This is a genomic window from Streptomyces sp. NPDC087859 (assembly GCF_044742595.1).
Taxonomy (GTDB): domain Bacteria; phylum Actinomycetota; class Actinomycetes; order Streptomycetales; family Streptomycetaceae; genus Streptomyces; species Streptomyces canus_F.
In genome coordinates this window covers 139,042-154,598 of sequence record NZ_JBIUUU010000005.1, presented here as the reverse complement: position 1 = coordinate 154,598, position 15,557 = coordinate 139,042, and the positions used below count along the sequence as shown (strand labels likewise).

Annotated in this window: 4 protein-coding genes; all 4 read right to left on the bottom strand. The window is 72.9% G+C overall.

The window, feature by feature from the left end:
* Window positions 1-290: 290 nt before the first annotated feature.
* Window positions 291-1,037 carry a phosphotransferase family protein gene (locus ACIOHP_RS13340; protein WP_401886692.1) on the bottom strand — a complete coding sequence of 249 codons (747 nt, stop codon included), beginning with the start codon at window positions 1,035-1,037 and terminating at the stop codon, window positions 291-293.
* Window positions 1,038-1,213: 176 nt separating this feature from the next.
* Complete coding sequence (locus ACIOHP_RS13335; protein WP_401886689.1) at window positions 1,214-14,596, bottom strand: hypothetical protein; 13,383 nt, start codon at window positions 14,594-14,596, stop codon at window positions 1,214-1,216.
* 81 nt (window positions 14,597-14,677) lie between these two features.
* Window positions 14,678-15,052 (bottom strand): hypothetical protein, encoded by a 375-nt coding sequence (locus ACIOHP_RS13330; protein ID WP_351681654.1) that lies wholly within the window; start codon window positions 15,050-15,052, stop codon window positions 14,678-14,680.
* Window positions 15,052-15,507, bottom strand: a complete 456-nt coding sequence (locus ACIOHP_RS13325) for a YbaB/EbfC family nucleoid-associated protein (protein WP_361550119.1) — start codon at window positions 15,505-15,507, stop codon at window positions 15,052-15,054. The genes ACIOHP_RS13330 and ACIOHP_RS13325 overlap by 1 nt, the downstream gene beginning before the upstream one ends.
* Window positions 15,508-15,557: the final 50 nt, after the last annotated feature.

Sequence of the window (15,557 nt, the reverse complement as noted above, 5' to 3'; positions counted from 1 at the left end):
CTCCGGAAACGGCCCGGCCGTGCTGATGGCACCGGCCGGGCCGTACGAAACGAGTGGTGGATGCAAGATGTCAGACGGGTCCTCCAGTGCGGAAGTACCTTTCCGTACTGGGACGTTGTAGGGGCATGGCTGAAAGTCGACGACGTGTCGCTTCCTGCGCCAAGCGCGGCCGGCCACTGCGACGCCCCAGGTATCCGTAGACCGACTGCGGCTTTGACCACGAGGTCTGCCGGGACAAGGCCCGCCGGTTCCGGATCACCCCGTACATCGCCCGCACTGGTTGCGCAGCCTCACATCCGGGATCTCAGCACGTCGACCTCACAGCCCGGCGCGAACGGGTCGAAGCCGTGCTCGATCAGCCAGCGAACCGCCAGCAGGCTTCGCAGCGACCACCACGCGTGGATCACGTTGCGGTCGATGTCGGTGCCGTAGCCGGCGATGACGTCGTCGAGGCGCTCCTCGTGTCCGAGCGTGAAGGTGGCGAGATCGTACAGGGCATCGCCCTGGCCCGCCTCGGACCAGTCGATGATGCCCGTGACCTCGTCGCCGTCGACGAAGACGTGTGCGATCTGCAGGTCGCCGTGCGTGAACGCCGCAGTCCACGGCCGGAGCGCCGCCTCGGCGACCCGGCGGTTGCGGGTGACCAGGTCAGCGGGCAGGACACCGTTCGTCACGAGCAACTCGCACTCGGCGTCGAGTTCCGCCGCCAGTGCGACGATGCTCCGGCCGGCCCTGCCGGGTCGGGGCGGCAGAGGTGCGTCGTGCAGCTTCCGGATGGCGGCGCCCGCCGCGGCCCACGCCGCCGGCGACCCGGTCGACGGCCCGCCGAGGCGTCCAAGCGTCGCCCCCGGCAGTGCCGCGATCGCGAGCACAGGCGGCTTGCGCCACAGGACCTTCGGGGTCGGGACCGGCGCGAGGGACATCGCCTCGACCTCGACGTCGATCCGCGCCTGATCAGCGTCCACCTTCAAGAACACATCACCGACTCGCAGAGTCGCGCGCTCGGAATGGGCGACAACGACTTTGACCTCATCCATGGGCGACCAGTATTCCGAGGGTGATCGCCGACGTCGCCGGGATTATCGCGTGCGGATACTCGGCTGACCGCCTCCCGCTACCCGGTGGCCTCGTGCACGACACCGACCTCTCACCAGATCAGGCCCCCACATATGCGGGGAGTCCCAACTGACCGCAGCCCGGCAGCGCTCTCCACTCAACCTTCTCGACGGTCGAGCTCCGGACCGAGGTCACCCGTGGCGCCCGCAGCTCGGCCGGTGTCGCCGGTCGGTGATGTGGGCGACGGGGGCAGTGGGATGGCGGCCGGGTCCTGGTGCGCCGGCGGCGGCGCGGTCGGCTGGGGTGCCGGGGTGTGCTGGATCAGGGGGACGAAGTCGCCGCCGCGGCGCCGGAGTCGAAGGTGCGGGCCGACGTCGCCGGAGGGTCCGGGGTAGGTGTGGGCGGTGCCGTTCTCCTCGATCAGGGTGATCGTGGTGCCCGTCGCGGCGGCGGCCCACTCGGCCACCGTCCGGTCGGCCCCGGGGCCCCAGGGGGCCTCGGCGAGGTGGCGACGCAGGTGGCCGTCGCGGGCGTCCTGGCTCGGCGCCGGCGCGCCGGGACGGATGGTCAAGGGCGGCGGTGTGAAGAGCGAGTCACGCTCGGCCCTGGCGCCGGGCAGCCCGTTCAGACGCATCAGCTGGGCGGGCGGTGTGTCGGCACGCAGGCGCAGTCGTGCCGCCTCGTGGCGGTCCAGGCCGGGCTGTCGGGCCGCTTGGTGCAGGGCGGTGGAGAGCGCGGCGAAGAAGCCGTTGCCGCGGCCGTTGGGGGTGCCCTGGGTGTAGGTGGCGCCGTCCGGTGCGGTGAGGACGCCGTCACGGGCGAGACGGTAGCGCGGGCCGGTGCCCTCGGCGGGCGGGTGCCAGGGCGGGGTGGCGTGGCTGCGGTGTGGCGTGGGGGTGGTGCGCGTGGGGTCGGTGTCCGAGGTTGCGCCGGCGTTCGTATTGGCGTCCGAGGTTCCGGCGTTCGTGCCGGTGCCGGATGTGTTCGCCGGCGCCGGCAGCGCGGTGGCGACGGGGGGCGGGCTGTCGGGCGGAAGGGCCGCGTGGAAGTATCCGTCGGCGGCGAACAGGACGGGATCGCGGGCCGGGTTGACGGCGGCAGGGTCGGTGCCGTGCGGGAGGAAGCGCTGTTCGCGGCCCTCGCCGGTCACGACGGTGACCGGGGTGCCGAGGAGCCGGGCGGCGAGGGCGGGCAGCAGGTCGGCGCCGCCGTGGTCGCCGGCGCGGCGCTCGGGCGGTGCCGGCTCGCCGTCCTGGCGCCCGGTGCCGTTCTGCTGGGGCTCGCTGGCGAACGGACGGAGCATGGCCGCCGTGGCCAGCGCCACCCGCTGCTCGGGGGTCGGCCAGAGCGTCTGCGGGAGCCGGCCGAATGCGTCGAACTCGGCCTGCTGGGCCGGGGTCAACCGCACTTGTGCGAAGTCGAGTTCGTCTTGCGTGAAGGTGTCCGCGGCGTCGAGGGCGAGGGTGTCGAGCAGGTCCGCGTTGTGGTTTTCGCCCAGTTCCCAGGCGAGGCGGTTGCGGGCGGCGCGGACCGCTCGCTCGGTGACGGCCGGGTCGGCGGGGGCGGCTGCGAACCGGGCCGCGAGATCGGTGCCGAGGAGGTGGGGCAGCCGGCCGCGGTCCTGGGCGACGGCGATGAGCGCGTGGAAGAACGAGGCGCCGTCGTGCGGCATGTCGTGTACATCGCGCACCGTGGTGCCGTCAGGCGAGGTGAGGGTGCGCGGCGCGGAGTCGGTGCCGGCGGTGATCCGGTACGGCTCGGGTGCCTCGGAGCGCCAGGCCGGATCGGTGTACTCCTGCGCCCGGTCCGGCACCGGGACCGTCGCCCGGCCCTGGTGGTGGGCGGTCAGGCGGGAGGCCGCGAGGTGCAGCCGGTGGTGGTCCGCGGCGGCGGCGTCGGTGTGTGCCGCCCAGCGGCGGACCTCTTCTCGGGCGGCCTGCCAGGCGGCGACGGCCGGGGACTGGGCCACCGCTTGCGGCAGGACGGTCGGCCGGTCTGGGTGGTCGTCGCCGAGTGCGGCCTGTTCCAGCGCGGTCAGGTCCAGCCAGGTCTCACGGGCCCGCGCCCGGGCGTCGTAGTAGTTCTTCTCGGCCGCGGCGAGATCGCCTGCCGCCTTGGCCATGGCGTCCCAGGCGGCGCCTACTTCGTCGGGAAACGTGGTGTCGTCCAGGAGGCCGTAGTCCCGGGCGATGTCCTCGCGCAGCCAGACCAGAGCGGTGGTCTCGGCCTCGGCGGCGCGCGGGCCGCGCTCGGCCTTGCCGAGCGCGTGCAGGGGGCGGTTGTCGGTGACGCGGTGGTCCACTTCGGCCACGGACAGCCAGCTCACCGGAATCGCGAAGAGCATGCTGCGGTCGGTGACGACCTTGAGGTGGGTGCCGAGCGTGGTGTCCACGGTGGCCTTGAGGGCGGTGCCGTCGTTGGCGCCGCCGATCGGGACCGTGGCGCCCGGATTGGTGACGCCCGCGTTGCTGTTGCCCGCCAGGGGCGAGGTGCCGATCGCGCCCTCGACGTTGTCGGTGATGCCGGCTTCCAGCGCGTCGGAGGTCTTCGAGCGCTGCATGGCCTCCATGCGCGGCTTGCTCTCGACGGCGAGGAGCCGGGTACCGCTGCGGTGCATCCTGGCGTAGAGGCGGGAGTCGGCGGTGTGGGACTGGCCGAAGAGGCGGGCGGAGGCCTGGGTGGGCAGCGGTGAGCCGTTCGTGCCGAGCGCCTCGCGGAAACCGGCGGTCAGGCCGACTTGTGCGGTGGCCTCCTGCTGGGCCTGCGCGGGGGCGGTGCCGAGGCCGGTGAGCGGGGTGAGGCGTGCCATGCGCACGCGTTCGGCGAGGACGTTGCCGGTGTGGCGGCGGCCGAGGTCACTGTCGCCGAGGCCGTCGGCGCGTGCGGTGGCGAGGGTCAGGGCGTCCTGCACGTTGGCCGCGCCACGGATGTCCACGGCGAGGACGCCGGAGCCGATGCGGTCGTCGAAGGGCAGCACGTCCGGGTCTGCGGTGCCAGTGCCGTCGGCGCCGCTGCGCCAGGCGGCGATGCCCTGCGGGCGGGCCTGATCGGCCGTCAGCATCCGTACGGCACGCTCCGGTTCGGGCACGTCCTCCTCGGTGAGCGCGCCGTCGGTGCCGTCGCCGACGGGGGTGAGCAGGCCGGCCGGGACGATCTCGTTGAGGGTGCCGACCGATGCGACGGCGCGCGGTGACAACGGCTCGCCGGTCGCGTCCGTCATCGTGACGGTCAGGACGTAGCTGGTGACGATCTCGGCGTGTGCCTGGGTGGTGGCGATGTTCGGCATCGAGGTGGTGCCGGTGGTCTCGGTCCGGGTGCTGGCACGCTGCTTGGCGGCGGTGCCCTGGAGCGAGGGGTTGGCGAGCAGGACACCACTCTCCGCCGCGCGCTGGCCGGCGCTCAGCGTCACGTCGGCGCCGCGGTCCTGGGAGGAACTGCCGGAGTCGTCGCGGGCGGTGGTGCGGTAGTCCTCCAGCTCGAAGCCGGTACGCAGCCGTTCCACGGTGGTGGTGACCGGGGTCAGCTTGAACCGGACCTGGCCGGGGCTGCCGCCGACCGGCAGATGGCTCGGGCTGGTCCAGGTGCGGTAGCGGACCGGCAGGGTCATCCCGTCGGTCGTCAGCTCGTGCAGATGGGCGCGCAGGAAGTCCGGCGAGAGCCGCTGGAGGACCTGCTCCCGGTCGTGCGAGGACACACCGATCTTCGTCAGCCGCTCCATGAGGTGGTGGGCGGCGTGACTCGCGTCGAGCTGGCCGCTGGGGTGGCTGGGAAAGCGGCGGCCGCGCAGGAAGGGGGGCACTCGGTAGCCGCGGCCGAGATTGCGCGGGGTGGTGGTGCCGAGGCCGTCCGGGGCGAGCCCGGCCTCGATGACGTCCTGCATGGGCAGGTGGAACATCACCGCGTCGCGCACGCGCTGGAGCGTGGCGGCGGCCCGGCGCGGGGCGAGCGCGCGGCCGAGACGCTCGGACAGCCCTCCGGCCGCGGCACTGATCCTGGTCCCGGCGCGCGTGCCCACGACGCCCATCGCGGCCGTCCAGCGGTCCCGTACGGCGACGGTCTCGGCGGCGTCGGCGACCACCAGGTACATGCGGCCGGCGTAGGTGAGGGTGGTGTTGCGTCCCCGGGTGAGGGTCTGCGCGACACCGCGGCCCCTGCCCCAGGCGTACTGGAGGGCGGTCGAGTAGGAGCCGACCACTGCCGGCTGACCGGGGGCCTGCTGGAGCGGCATGTCGGCGCCCTGGACGCCGAGGGTGGCGCGCGAGACGGTGCTCGCGCTGCCGGCGACACGGTGCTCGTTGCCGATGGTCGCTTCGAGGCTGGCCGGCTTCGGGTCGCTCTTGACCCGCAGGTTGTCCAGTTCGCCGCGGATCGCGGCCTTCAGGTAGTGGGTCCGGAGCGGTCCGGCGCCGCCCAGTCCGGTGACGCGTGAGCCGAACGGGCCCAGGTACTGGCCGAGTTGACCAGCGACGTGGAGGTTCGCCATCGCCCGGCGCAGCGCACCACGCACCGGGGCGCCGGGCGCACTGACGTGCCACGAGGTGCCCGAGGCACGGTCGGCGGTGTCCTGCATCAGCTGCTGCCGCTGCGCGCCGCCCTCCGTGCTGAGCACCACGTGCGGGGCGCGCAGCAGCCTGCGGACCAGCCGTTGGCCGGCCGCGTCCGTCCTCGGCAACGGGCGGGTGCCGTCGAGGAGTTGGTCGGCCTCGGGGGCGGAGAGCCGAACGGGTGCGGGCGCCGGTGCCGGTCCCGTGGGCGGCGGGTCGGCGGGGGCGTGCCGGTCGGAGCCGTGCGCCGCGGGCACGGCCAGCTCCACACGCCCCACGGTCTCGCTGCCCCGGCTGAACAGCGGGCGCTCCTCGACCTTGCTGACGAAGACACCGGCACCGAGGAGGCCGAGCGAGGCCAGCCGCGCCCACCCGCGCGGACGGCGGTGACCCTCGAAGGAGGCGCCCAGCTCCACCTGGTAGCTGTAGAGGTCGGCCCCGTTCTGGAACATGAGGTGATCGTGGGTGACCGCGGCCGTGCTGCGGGTCGCCTTCTGGTCGGTCTTGGCGTAGCGGGCACCCAGGGACACGTTGCCGGCCTGGCGCGGCAGCCCGACCTCCGGCACCTTGTCGTGGTCACGTGGGGAGATGCCCAGCTCGACACCGCCGGACAGAGTGGTGGACGCCTGCTGCCCCTGGCCGGAGACCTCGGTGCCGATCACCGCGTTGCGCAGCGAGCGTTCGCTCATGGTGGTCTCGAACCGCCGGTCGGTGAGCCTTGCCCGCAGGATGAGCGTGTGGTGGCCGCGGCGCACCTTTCCGTCCTCGGTGAGGGTGACCGGCACGCCGGTGGTGGTCAGGTCGTCCAGACTCTGCGCCAGGCTGGGCCGGTTGAGCGCCTCGCGGACCTGACGGTCGTTGTGCAGCGCGGTCCGCATCCGCCCGTCGCCGTACCAGAACCGGGCCAGCCGCGGGTGCCGCAGCACCAGCGGCGGGACGAACAGGGACGGGTACGAGAGGTGCAGCGTGTCCAGGACGGTGTCCGCGAAGGCACGCAGGGGGTCCTGGGGGGCGGGTTGCCCGGCCTGGTTCTGCGTCTGGGCCGGTCCAGGGTTCGCTACGGCGTTGGGCGGGCGGTCCCGACGGAAACCCTCGGCGCGGACCTGGCCGCTGAGATGGACCGGGTCCTCCCGCGAGAGGTACCAGGGCACCGGCGGCTCGGCGTCCGGGTTCGGGCCCGTCTGTCCGGGCGTACGGCTGTCCCAGCCCGCGAGTCGGCGCGCGTCCTGGGTGGAGATCCAGTCCAGGCTGACCACCCGCACCGGACGCGCCGCGGACGCAGGCTCGCCGGCCTTGCGCACCATCAGGGTGCGCTCCACCCGGTAGAGCGCGACGGGGTGGTTACGGAGACGGCCGGTGGTTTTGCGGGCCGCGTCGGTGCCGAGGTAGTGGCCGCGCCCGGAGCTGAGGTCCGCGCGGACGAGCGGCCCGCCCTGGAGACGTACGTCGGTCTCCGGGCCGACGAGGGTGTGGTTGGGGCCGGCGGTGACCTGGACACCGAAGCGCGTGTCGCGGACGTGGCCGCGCTCGTTTTGGTACGTGGTCTGCGTCAGGTCGCGCAGTTCCGCCTTGACCGACTCGGCGACCAGGGTGGCCCGGTGCGGGATCGATCGCTCGATGACGAGGTGCCCCAGGGGGTGCTGACCGCTCCCCCGCGTGAGCTCGGGTCCGCTGACCGGTCCGGAGAACCGGCCGAACAGGGCGAGCAGCCGCCCCGGACGGACGTACGAGATCAGTGTGCGGTGCGCCGAACTACCGGGCCGGGCGCCGGAAATGGCGAGCGCGATGTCCTCCGGCGGGTCCACCAGGTGCAGTGCGGTGGTGTCGGTCATCCGCGCCTCGGTCCCGTCCGGGAAGGTGAGCGTCCGCGGCGCCCGCCGGGGTCCGTTGAACGGCACGGTGAGGTCGTCCGGCAGCCGCCAGCTCAGCCCGTCCCGCAGGGCGAACCGGGCGGTGTACACCTGGCTGCGCTGCCAGTTCGGGACCGTCGCGGGCGAGGTGTCCGGGTTTGTGGCTCTCGGCGCCTCGGTGACGCGCTCCACCCGCACCCGGTAGTGGACGTCGTCCAGGTGCAGGTGCGAGCCCTCGTGGGCGCGGTGCTCGCTCTGGTGGTAGGCCTGGGTGCCCAGGGAGTAGTCGGTTCGGCGGGTCCAGCCCAGCGAAACGCCGATCTTCAGCAGCCAGTTGAGCGGCGGGCCCATGCTCAGCGCGGCGGCGATCCGGCGTCCGTGGCCGACGCTGCGCCCGCCGCCCGTACCGGCCTGGCCGCGCCGCATGGTGTCCAGCCGTGTCGTGCCGCCGTTGACGTCGGAGAAGCGTTCCCAGCGGTGGTACGGGATGGCCTCGACGGTCATCTCGTGGCCGACGCCGGACGTCTCCCGTCCCACGAAGCGTGCGCCGCGCGGGGCGGTGAAGGCGCCGGGTTGTTCGGTCAGCAGGCGCAGCAGCTCCGCCTCGTCGAACTGGTCGCGCAGCTTCTTCGGCAGCTGTCCGAGGATCTCCTGGGCCACCTGCTCGGGCGAGCGCAGGGTGAGCACGCCGGGACCGGCGAAGAGGCCGGTCGGCCGGCTTGGACCGGTGGCGTCCGTGCGGGACTCGGGGCTGCCGTCGTCCGGATCCGGATCGGCGCCCGGGTCGATGAGGACGGTGGGCAGCCGGCTGCCGTCCTCGAAGGTGACGGTCCGCGGTGCCGGGCCCGGCGGCCGGGCATCCGTTCCGGTCAGCAGGCGGGCCGGGCGATGCCGTTCGAGCTGCGTCTCCAGCGGCACCGGCTCGCCCCGGTCGGGGGTCTCGGCGTCCGGGCTGTCGAGGTCGGTGATCCCGCCCAGGCCGCGCAGCCACTCGCCGAAGGGGTCGGAGCCCTCCGGTTCGTCGGTGGCACGGTCCTCGGAGGTGGTGGCGGGGTCCGGTACGGGGGTGAGCGGGGCGGTGGCCGGGACCAGGGCGTCGTAGTGGTCGGTGCCGTTGTAGGCCAGGTGCAGGGTGTCACCCCCGCCGGGGTGGAGGATGGTGACGAGGGTGCTGCCCGGTGCGTGCGGGTCGGACTGGATGAGGCGTAGATCGAGGTCGAGGGTGTGCGCCAGCGCCTGCGGAAGCACGTCGGCGAACGGAGAGGCCCACAGCCCGGCGTGTTCCGCTGCCGCGGCGATGAGTCCGTCGGTACCGAGGCGCCGTGCGTCGTCCGGGGTGGGCGCGATGTCGGCGAGCTGCGGATAGCCGCTGTCCCTCAGGATGCGCCGCCACCGGCGGGGGTCGCCGTCATTGACGACCGCCTGCGCGATGCCGTTCCAGCGCTGGGTGATCCTGCTCTGCGCGTCGGGGTTGCGTACTCCTGCGAGCGCGGTCATCCGCAGGTCGTCCACCACGGCGAGCACCGGGTCCGGGGTGGCCTCCGCCGCCGCGGCGGCCAGTTCGGACCCGGTGATCCGGTCACGCAGCAGCCCGCGCAGCCCGGCGACGTTCCGCGCCGCCCACGCCGGCGGTACGTCCAGGCCGCGCGCGCTGTCGAGCAGCGCCCGGAACAGGCAGTTCCCGCCGCCCGGGGTGTCCAGCCGCCTGAAGTTCCGGCCGTCCGCCCGCACGACGTCCGTCGAGACGGTTGTCGTGCCGCCCTCGATGAACAGGGTCAGGTCTTCGGCGAAGCTCTCCGGGCGGCTCGGCGCGGGTGCCAGGTCGGGTCGGCGGCGGGCGAGTTCAGCGGTGTCCTCGGCGTTCAGGCTCAGCTCGGACAGCGGCAGCGGGGTGCTGGAGAGCGACCAGGTGATCTGTGCCGAGGGCGCGTAGGTGAGCCCGCGCACGTCCTCCGGCAAGACCAGGGTGCTCGGCGCGAGCGCGGGCGGCGGCGGGGGCAGCAGGGCGTCGAGTGTGGTGTCGGGTCCGGCGGCGGAGCGCAACTCGGCTGCGGCGCGCAGGAATTCGGTGTACTGCTCCGTCGTCGGCCCGCTCGCCGGGTCGACCGCGACGCCGGGCCGGTCGGTGACCATCCGGCGCAGCAGGTCCGGCGTCATCCGGCCGTCGCCGTAGCGGGCCGCGGTGTCCGGGCTGAGCCAGCGCAACCCGTCCACATACGCCAGCCCGGCGAGCAACTCCCGGTTCTCCGGCTGCTGTTCGGCGTTCGGGCCGAGGGCGTCGCGCAGGGTGCGGATCTGCTGGAGGGTACGGGCCCGGGCGAAGGCGTCGGCCGGTCCCGGACCGGTGTGCAGACCGGCGTCCCGTGCCAGGCCGTCCAGCTCGGCGCCACCGGGCTCCGGGGTGAAAAGACGCCAGCGTCCCGGCCCGTCCGTGCCCTCGGTGAGTACCGCGCGAACGTCGCCGTCACGATCCCGGGCCGTCCCGACCTCGGTGGTCGGGGCGTACACCGGCCGTCCGGTCCGGTTCGCCACGTGCTGGGCCACCGGCAGCCCCGCCACCTGCGGCTGCCGCCCGGTCTCGCAGGAGAACAGCACCAGCGGCCGCTCCTGATCGCCGTCCTGCGCCCAGGACTTGAGGACCTCGCCGAGCTGCACACCACTGACCTTCACGGCGGGGCGGGCCGCGTCGTCGGTGCCGAGCGTGACGGTACGGGGGGTGCCGTGGCTCACGAAGTAGTCGGCGCCCTGCTCGGTACCGGAACCGGGGAGCGCGGTCGGCGGACCGGTGAAGACGGTGCGGGGGGTGGGCTGGGCCGTGCCGCTGCTCGGGTCCGGGTGAGCGGAGGTGGTGCGTACACCGCGGAAGGTGTCCTGGCCGAGCAGCGCGCGTCGGCCCGCGCTGTGCGCCGTACCGTCCTCGGCCGGGCTCTGCGAGATGGTCAGCGTCTGTACGGCGCGCCCCGGCAGGGGCTTCACGGCCGCCTGAGGCACCCAGCGGCGCAACTGCTCGACGGGCACCTGGTGGCCGTCCAGAGTCGTGACGACCGGCTCGCCCGCCGGGCGTGCGCGGCGGTTGGCGCCGCCGGTGTCGATGTCTCCCCGTCCCGACTCCACGTGCAGATCCTGCGGACCGGTGTCCAGGGCGCCGTTGGCGATCAGGGACCCGACCATCTCGTCCACCGAACGCCCGCCCTGGAAGAGGCCGTACATGTCGTTGGGCACGATCGGCCGGTAGCCCTGTTCCAGCAGCAGCTTGGGCAGCAGGATCTGGACGTTGGAGCGGAGGTTGCCGTCCTCGAAGGGGTGGATCACGTGGAGGGCACGGATCGTACGGGCGATCGAGGCGAGCTTCGCGGTGTCGTCGGCGTCGGGGGCGGCCACCCTCGCGTAGTGCTCCTGAAAGACAGAGTCGACGAGGCCGGGAGCCTCGTTCTTTCTGTAGTTGGTCGCCAGCGCCGGATTGCTGTGCAGGAAGCGCGTGAGGATGGTGGCCGGCTGCGGCCGGGGCAAACCGCCCTTCCAGTCGTGCGTGGTCATGTCGTAGACCAGGGCTCGCCCGCCGACCCTCTCATCGAAGATGTCGGCGGCCAGCGCATCGCCGCGCAGCGGGAAGTGCGTCGGGCGGCCGCCGGACCAGTCGAGAGAGCGTCCGAGACCGCTCGTCGCCAGACCGTGCATCGTCCGGTACGCCGACGAGTCCATCGGTGTCGTGACCGTCTCCGGATCAGCCAGAAACTGCGTGTAGGCCGCGACCATGCCTTGCTCGAAACCGGGCGAACGGTCGTGGTCGTAGTACGAGCCCGGAGCATCCGGGAAGGCGGCCTGCGCGGCCTCGTGGTTCTTGGGATCGATGTACATCCGCCACCACTCGCTCCTGGGCAGGTAGTCGTGCAGCGTGGCCCGCCGAGCGTTCCCGGGCGCGCCCCGCCCGCCCTCGCCATCCGCGGGCCGCACGACGATGCGCCCGGTCGACGGTGGTGTCACCGGACCTGTCGCGGCGCCATCCTGCCGGGCGGGCCCAGCCGGAGGCGTGCCGCCGTTCCCGGCCCCAGGCCCGCCCCCGGGGCCGGAGATCTGCCCCCCGGTGCCGGTGGTCTCGCCGCGGCCTGACTCCAGATGCACGTCGATGGCCGTCTCGGCCTCCGGGCAGGGCAAGGTTCCGCGTTCGGCGGCCGTGGGGTCCGGGCCGACGTCGCTGCCGTGCACCGGAGGTGTCGCCCCCAGGGCCATCCCCGAGGACATGGTGAGGGTCCGAGTCGCAGCGGAGACGACTGGGGCGCTGTCGTTGTTCACGGTGCTCTCGGTGGCGGGACGCGCCTCCGGGACCGGACCCGTGCCCAGGGCAGCGGCGAGTGGCAGCAACACGTCTGCGCCGGGGAACGCCGTGTCCGCGGTATCCGTGAGGCCCGTGGCGTCCACGGTGCCGTCCGATGCCGTGACGGGCGGCGAGCCGGTGAGCGGACGGACCCGGACCGGGGCGCCCGGCCCCTCGCGGGTCAGCTCGACCGCGGCGCGTACAGGCCGCCCCGCCCCGTCCGGAGCGACAGGCGGCCCGAGCACCACGGCCCCATCGGTCCCGACCCCGTCCAGCAGCCCGGCCGCGTCTCGTGTTCCCTCGCCCGGCGGCGGCACCTGCGAGACCACGATGGTCAGCGGCGGTGAGGGGGCAGCGGTGAGGCTCCCCGTGAGGGCGGGCCCTGACGTCACGTCGCTCGGACCGGTTGGGCCGCTGGTGTCGTGCGCGTCGCTGCCCTCAGGTACGTCGTCAGTGGCGGCGTACGAGCCGCTGGTGATCACCTTCGGCGGCGCCGCGGTGGTCTCGGCGGCCGGGGTGGGCACGCTCTCGCCGGAGCCCGTGGAGCCGTTGGCGTAGGGCGGGTTGGTGGTCGAGGGCGGATCGGTGCTCGCCGAAGAGCCGTCGCCGGACAAGGTCGGCGAACCGTCGCCGGTCGAGATCGGCGAACCGTCCGCCGGGGCCGTGCCGTCCGGGGCCCGGACGCCCTGGGGCCCACTGGCGGAGGGAGCCGAAGTGCCTCCGGCGGAGGGAACGCCACCCGGGCGGGTGCCGGCGCCCGTGCCGGGCGCGGCTGAGGTTGTGGGAGCGTTGGAGGCGGTGGGACCGCCGATTCCTGGCCCAGGAGCCGCGGAGGGACGGTCGCTCTGCCCGGCCCTCTCGTCCGGAGAACTTCTGACGTCACTGTCCGGGGAGCCCACGACCGAGGACTTCGAAGAGTTCGGGTGGTTGCTCGGCGAGGTGTCCCCGACCGGGTTCGACGATGACGCCCCCGGTGCGGCACCGTCCCCGACGGTGTGCTCGGTCCGGCCGCCCGGACCAGGGTCCCCCACGGAGTCGGCGGAAGAGGGCGCGGAGTCGGCCGTGGGGCCGTTACCGAAGGCGGCCGGCGTGGCGGTGAGCGGGGTGTCCACCGTGATCGGCGTGCCGAAGCCGTCCAAGGCGCGACGGACCTCGTCGGCGTCGACCTGAACCGCCGGACCGTCCCCCGCGGGCACCACCCGCACCTCGGGCACCTGCGAGAGGCTGCCGTGCAGGTTGTCGCGGACATCGATCTCCGCGTCGCCGGGCGGCTGGGCGCCGCGCAGGGCGGCGATGTCGTGCAGTGCCTGCTCGCGGACGTCGGCGGAGCCGTTGTGGACCTGCTGCCACAGGGCGTTCTCGGCGGCCGTTACCGGCAGCGGGCCCGGGGAGTTCCACGGAGGGTCCTGGGTGGTGTGCGGCAGCGGGCTGTCCGCGCCGGCGGACGGCGGGGACGTACGTGTGAAGTCGGCGCCGTCCGTGAGGTGGGTGCTCGAGGGACCGCCGACCCGGTCCGGGCCGTCGCCGCCCAGGGTGCGAGAGGAGTCGGCGCTGTCCGGCGTGCCGGAGTCACTGCCGTCGCCCGTGTCACCGATGCCGGCGGAGACGGTGGGCGGCTGGTTGCGCAACGTGTCGATGACGTGGCGCAGTTCGGCGCCACTGTTCAGGGCGGTGTCGGTGAGCGTGGCCTCGACCTGGCTGCTGATCCCCGCCCCGACGAAGGTGGACCAGCTGGTGGACCAGTCACCGTCGAAGGCGCCCTTGATGAGGATCTCCGCGAGTGCCTCGCCGGCACCGGCGGCGAGGAAGTCGGACGTCCCCTTGAGCCCGTAGTGCCCGGCCAGCGCGCTCGGCCGGTCGGCGTTGTTGCGCAGGATCTGGTTGTTGCGCCACAGGTCCGGGTTGTTCCGGAAGGAGAGCGGGTTGTCCCGGAAGGTGAGCGGCGGGTTGTTCGTGACGCCCGGGCCGTTCGCGTTCGGGCCGGGGTCAGGCCGGTCCTTCGGGGTGGGGCCGGGGTCGGGCTCCGGCCTGGGGCCGGGGCCGTTGTTCCTGAACTCGGGGTTCGGGATGTCCTTCAGGTGGGGAGGGGGCTTGAAGTCGAGGTCGGGCCCGTTCTTGAGAAAGTTGGTGTCGTAGCTCCTGACGATCTTCTTCGCGATGTCGTCGAAGACGCTGGTGAGGAAGCCCGCGGCGGCGCCGAACGCGGCGGACTTCAGGATGTCGTTCCAGTCGAAGCCATCGGGACGGCGGCCGTCCGGGGCGAAGTTCATCATCGCCAGCCGCACCGCGAAGGTGGTGAACGCCTCGGCGAATGCCTCGGTCAGCGAGGGCGCCAGGTGCAGCCGCTGGAGCAGGTGGGTGAGCGTGGTGAGGATCAGGAACCGGCTGCGCAGCTTGGCCATCATGATCTGGCTGGCCGAGGCACCGCCGGTGAAGAAGGACATCGCCAGATAGATGGCGATCTCGATGAGCAGCCGGATGACCTCGGCGATGACCTGCCACTTGGACTCCATGATGTCCATGGACGTCTTGCGCCGGCCCTCGGCGATCTTGTCGAGCTGCTCGGCGAACTCGCGCAGGTAGTTCTTTCCGCCGTCGTCGATGAGCATGCCCATCGCCTTGGCGTACGACTTGGACAGGTCGTCCGGCATGACCTCGGCGATGTCATGCACCGACTTGTCGATCAGCGAGGACAGCCGGTCCACCTTGCGGCCCAGGCCGGAGTAGGGCCGACGGCTCTCGTAGGCGAGGTCCTCATCGGCGTCGATGAGCTTCTCCCCGGTGAGGATGAAGATCATCGCATTGACCTCGGGCGATGCCTTGATGCTCATCGGGGGCCGTCCTGAGGGCCACGCGGGCGTGCAGGAGCGGCCGCTCCTGGCGTGATGCGGGAGCGGCCGGCGGTGCGGAGGTCAGCGACGGCCATGCCCACCCGGACCGTCACCGTTCAACCCATCGGTCTCGATACGGCTGTTGACCCGTTCGACGTCCTCGATGTTGCGGTCGCGGGTGTCCTTCATCATGCGCACCTGGCTGACCGTGGCGTCGGTGATGCCCACGACCGCGTCGCGGATGGACATCATCGTCTCCTTGGTGGTCTGTCGCTCCTTCTGCTCCTGCGGCTTGGCCTTCTCGGCGAACTCGCCCTCCGTACCGGGCCATGTGACCGTGGGAGCCAGGTCGTCGAGAAACTCCTCCGTGATGCTCCCGGCCAGGGCGCCGATCTCCTCCAACTGCCTGGCCAGAGCCTCGATACGGTGAGGGTCGACGTAGTACCGCTGTCCCATCAGTCCTCCCCGTCCTCGCCGAGCGCGTCCCGCCAGGCGGGCGTGGCCCGGCTGTCGCGTGTCGTGTCCTCGGCGTCGTCGCGCAGCACCTCGGGGCCGAAGATCCGCTCCCAGTCCAGCTCGAAGCCCTTGAGCTCCGGCACGTTGCTGCTGGGTTCCGTGAAGGGCGCCATCGCCTTCATCACATGCCGGTTCATCTTCAGGCGTGCCGCATTGGCCGCTTCCAGGACACTGGCCGCCAGCTCCTGGGGGGACATGTCGCGGTACTTGTTCTCCAGGAACTCGATCCCGGACAACTCGCCCTGCGGCCCCACGGTGGCGCGGACCGCGCGATCGGAGGAAAGCACCGCGAACGACGCCTGCCGCAGCTCGCGTTCGGTGCGCGCGACCGCCTCCTGGGCGGCCTGGAGTTCGGCCATCGCCTTCTCGAGGCGTTTCTCCAGCGGTTCCGTCACGCCCACTCCTGCCTTACCCATCGGTCGCGACGTGCGTCCGGACATGTGGT

Bases quoted from the DNA above. Each gene is read 5' to 3' on its own strand.
- ACIOHP_RS13340 (WP_401886692.1), bottom strand. From the start codon at position 1,037: ATGGATGAGGTCAAAGTCGTTGTCGCCCATTCCGAGCGCGCGACTCTG.
- ACIOHP_RS13330 (WP_351681654.1), bottom strand. From the start codon at position 15,052: ATGGGACAGCGGTACTACGTCGACCCTCACCGTATCGAGGCTCTGGCC.
- ACIOHP_RS13335 (WP_401886689.1), bottom strand. From the start codon at position 14,596: ATGAGCATCAAGGCATCGCCCGAGGTCAATGCGATGATCTTCATCCTC.